Here is a 3,441-nt window from a genome sequence, read left to right as displayed (position 1 = left end):
GCGTGGGCCCTGGCACATCCAGAACGTCAACGCCTACCACTCACGGCTCAAGGGCTGGCTGCGCCGCTTTCGCGGTGTGGCTACCACCTACCTGCACCACTACCTGGGTTGGTTCAGGGCTGTTGACCGCTGCGCGCCGCGCCACCTACCTCCGGAGCAGCTCCTCAGCCTCTCCCTCGGCCGATTCGCTCATCCATAGGCAACGCGCAAAGAGCCAAGAAAAAGCCCGGCATTGCCGGGCTTTGTCTTTGGGGGAAGGGTGCTCAGCCTTCTTCGCCTGGCATGGCGCCAATCATCACGTGGCTGAAACCACCGTCGACGTAGGTGATTTCAGACGTGACGCCGGCCGCCAGGTCCGACAACAGGAAGGCGGCGACGTTGCCGACGTCTTCGATCGTCACGTTGCGGCGCAGCGGGGCGTTCTTCGAGAACACTTCCAGCAGCTTGCCGAAACCCTTGATGCCCGAGGCGGCGAGCGTCTTGATCGGGCCGGCCGAGATGCCGTTGACCCGGATGCCCTTGGGGCCCAGGCCGGCGGCCAGGTAACGAACGCTGGCTTCCAGCGACGCCTTGGCCAAGCCCATCGTGTTGTAAGCCGGCACCGCGCGGATCGCGCCCAGATACGACAGCGTCAGCAGCGCCGCCTTCGGGCGAAGGCTGGGCAGGGCGGCCTTGGCCAGCGCCGGGAAGCTGTAGGCCGAGATATCGTGGGCGATGCGGTAGTTCTCGCGCGTCAGGCCGTCGAGGAATTCGCCGGCGATCGCCTCGCGCGGGGCGAAGCCGATCGAGTGGACGAAGCCGTCGAAGCCTTCCGGCCAGGCGGTCTTCAGGTCGGCGAACAGTTTTTCGATCGCAGCGTCGTCGCCCACGTCACAATCGAAGACCAGCTTGGAGTCGAACTCGGCGGCAAACTCGGTGATCCGCTCCTTGAAGCGCTCACCCACGTAGCTGAACGCCAGCTCGGCGCCTTCGCGGCGGCAGGCCTGGGCAATGCCGTAGGCGATCGAGCGGTTAGACAACAGGCCGGTGATCAGAAGGCGCTTGCCGGCGAGGAATCCCATGCGGTCTCCGAAGGGGTTGTTGTGTGGATGCGGATTCTCGCACGGGCACCCTTCAGGTCTTGCGGGTACATCTCTTGCAGGCTACAATCCGTCCTTCGCTAGAATTGCGTGACACACACTTAAAAAGTGGGCGGATTCATCCAGCCCATTTTTTTTGCGTGGTCGTTTTGCATGGTGTATCACCATGCGGGTCACTGAGATTTGGGTGCTTGATGAGCGTTTCCACGTTGGATGCGCCCAGGCTTTGAACAAGGGTAACTGCCGCCAGATGAGCTGGAGCCAAGCCGTCGAGAAGACGGTGACCGGGTTGGGTTATGAACTCGTTGATGTCGAGCGATCGGCAGGCGGGTTGTTGCGCGTCTACATCGACCGCGTGCCTGGCCATGCCTACCCCTCAGGCGAACACGAGTTCGTCACCGTCGAGGATTGCGAGGCCGTCACCCGCCAGCTGCAGTATGTGCTCGAAGTCGACAATGTCGACTATGCGCGGCTGGAGGTTTCGTCACCGGGGCTGGACCGCCCGCTGAAGCGCGTCGAAGATTACGCCCGCTTCGCCGGCCAGCAGGTGCTGATCACGCTGAAGCTGCCTTTCCAGGGCCGCAAGAAATTCGAGGGCACGCTGCAGGCGGCGCAAAGCGCCGATGGCGCTGAAGCGGGTTCGGGGTGGCAATTGATATTCAACGACGGCAAAGTTGACCAGGTGCTCGACTTTGCTTTCGACGAGGTTCGCGAAGCCCGGCTCGTGCCGGTGCTCAATTTCAAGGGGCGCCGAGGCAAGGGCGCGCTGGCCAGTGAGCAGTCGGCCGGCGAAACTGACGGAGGTCAAGAACAATGAACCGCGAAATGCTGATGTTGGTGGACGCGATCTCTCGTGAGAAGAGCGTCGAGCGTGATGTCGTGTTCGGTGCCGTCGAGGCGGCGCTGGCCCAGGCCACCAAGAAGCTGAACGGTGGCGAGGTGGACATCCGTGTCACCGTCGACCGCGAAACCGGCGAATACGAGACCTTCCGTCGCTGGCACGTCGTGCCGGACGAGGCTGGCCTGCAAATCCCCGATGCCGAGATCCTGCTCTTCGAAGCGAAAGAGCAGATCGATGACATCGAGGTCGACGACTACATCGAAGAGCCTGTTGATTCGGTGCCGATCGGCCGCATTGGCGCGCAAGCTGCCAAGCAGGTGATCCTGCAGAAGATCCGCGACGCCGAGCGCGAACAGCTGCTGACCGACTTCATGTCGCGTGGCGAAAGAATCTTCGTCGGCACCGTCAAGCGTCTGGACAAGGGCGACATCATTGTCGAGTCCGGTCGCGTCGAAGGTCGCTTGAAGCGCAGCGAGATGATCCCGAAAGAAAACCTTCGCTCGGGTGACCGCGTGCGGGCTTTCATTGCCGGTATCGACACCGCTGCCCGTGGCCCGCAGATCATGCTGTCGCGTTCGGCGCCGGGCTTCATGGTCGAGCTGTTCGCCCAGGAAGTGCCCRAGATCGAGCAAGGCCTGCTGGAGATCAAGAGCTGCGCCCGTGATTCGGGTTCGCGCGCCAAGATCGCCGTCGTGTCGCACGACAAGCGGGTCGATCCGATCGGCACCTGCGTCGGCGTGCGTGGCTCGCGCGTGACCGCGGTCACCAACGAGCTGGCGGGCGAGCGTGTCGACATCGTGCTGTGGTCGGAAGACCCGGCGCAGTTCGTCATCGGTGCGCTGGCGCCGGCGAACGTGCAGTCGATCGTCGTGGACGAAGAAAAGCACGCGATGGATGTCGTGGTGGACGAGGAAAACCTCGCCATCGCGATCGGCCGCGGTGGCCAGAACGTGCGGCTCGCCTCTGAGCTGACCGGCTGGCGCATCAACATCATGACGGCTGAAGAATCGGCCGCCAAGCAAGCCGAAGAATCGGGTTCGATCCGCAAGCTGTTCGTCGACAAGCTCGACGTCGACGAGGAAGTGGCCGACCTGCTGATCGAGGAAGGTTTCACCAGCCTCGAAGAAGTGGCCTATGTGCCGGCGCAGGAAATGCTCGAGATCGAAGGCTTCGACGAAGACACCGTCAGCGAGCTGCGCACCCGTGCCAAGGATGCGCTGCTGACGATGGAAATCGCCCGCGAAGAAAAGGTCGACGAGGTGTCGCAGGATCTGCGCGACCTCGAATTCGAAGGCAAGGGCCTGCAACCCGACCTGATCGAAAAGCTCGCCGATGGTGGTGTGCACACCCGCGACGACCTGGCCGACCTGGCCGTAGACGAACTCATCGAGATGACCGGCGTGGATGACGCGCAGGCCAAGGCGCTGATCATGAAGGCGCGTGAACATTGGTTCAACGCCTGATCAACGACCGCCTCACCCCAGCGCCCACGAGACACCGGCATCAAGATCAAGGAAATCC

At 62.7% G+C, this 3,441-nt stretch carries 3 protein-coding genes and 1 pseudogene; 3 read left to right on the top strand and 1 reads right to left on the bottom strand.

Annotated elements, in window-relative coordinates:
- A pseudogene (locus AC1DYI_RS29990) lies at window positions 1–199 on the top strand (IS1595-like element ISBeb2 family transposase); the annotation flags it as partial.
- A 64-nt stretch (window positions 200–263) separates the two neighbouring features.
- Here the strand turns inward: AC1DYI_RS29990 and fabI are convergent.
- The gene (gene fabI, locus AC1DYI_RS29985) at window positions 264–1,061 is read right to left on the bottom strand and encodes an enoyl-ACP reductase FabI (protein WP_477207770.1); all 798 of its coding nucleotides are present in this window, start codon (window positions 1,059–1,061) and stop codon (window positions 264–266) included.
- A gap of 268 nt (window positions 1,062–1,329) precedes the next feature.
- Between fabI and rimP the strand changes: the two genes are divergently transcribed.
- On the top strand, window positions 1,330–1,896 hold the full coding sequence (gene rimP, locus AC1DYI_RS29980; protein ID WP_477207771.1) for a ribosome maturation factor RimP: 567 nt from the start codon (window positions 1,330–1,332) through the stop codon (window positions 1,894–1,896).
- Window positions 1,893–3,383: a transcription termination factor NusA gene (nusA, locus tag AC1DYI_RS29975; protein ID WP_477207769.1), complete on the top strand. Its 1,491-nt coding sequence runs from the start codon at window positions 1,893–1,895 to the stop codon at window positions 3,381–3,383. The genes rimP and nusA overlap by 4 nt, the downstream gene beginning before the upstream one ends.
- Window positions 3,384–3,441: the final 58 nt, after the last annotated feature.

This window comes from Ideonella sp. P3_A4 (assembly GCF_056403075.1).
Note: the sequence above shows the minus strand (reverse complement) of the source record. Positions and strands in the feature narration are given on the sequence as shown.

What these genes read in the sequence shown, in the direction of transcription:
- fabI (WP_477207770.1), bottom strand. Translation starts at nt 1,061, where the DNA reads ATGGGATTCCTCGCCGGCAAGCGCCTTCTGATCACCGGCCTGTTGTCT.
- rimP (WP_477207771.1), top strand. Translation starts at nt 1,330, where the DNA reads ATGAGCTGGAGCCAAGCCGTCGAGAAGACGGTGACCGGGTTGGGTTAT.